We start from the raw sequence: 305 nt of genomic DNA on the forward strand, positions 1-305 counted from the left end.
TTCTGAGCACTGGCGTCTCCGATCTCACGCTGCGCCTGAGCGAACGTCTGCTTGCCGAGCCGGTTGTCATAGCCGTACTGGCTGATCGGCGTTCCTAAGTAGAAGCGGTAAAGCACTTCGAGTTGTCCTTCGTCTACCATGAGAGTTTTTTTCTCCTGTTCCTTCTTTTTGACTATTTGCTTGCGTCCGATGAACTCGCTCCAACCCAGATAGGTGCATCCGCCGTTGCCCGGGGCGTACGTGTCGATGAGATGCTGGATGCTGCGGTGGATGAACGGACCTGCGTGCCAGCCGGCTTGCGTCGA

Annotated in this window: 1 protein-coding gene; it reads right to left on the reverse strand. The window is 56.4% G+C overall.

The annotated features are described in order from the left end of the window. A partial coding sequence (locus BIU91_RS19035; RefSeq protein WP_171907862.1) for a hypothetical protein occupies window positions 1-305 on the reverse strand: 305 nt, incomplete at both ends.

This window comes from Curtobacterium sp. MMLR14_002 (genome assembly GCF_001864975.1).
Lineage (GTDB): Bacteria > Actinomycetota > Actinomycetes > Actinomycetales > Microbacteriaceae > Curtobacterium > Curtobacterium flaccumfaciens.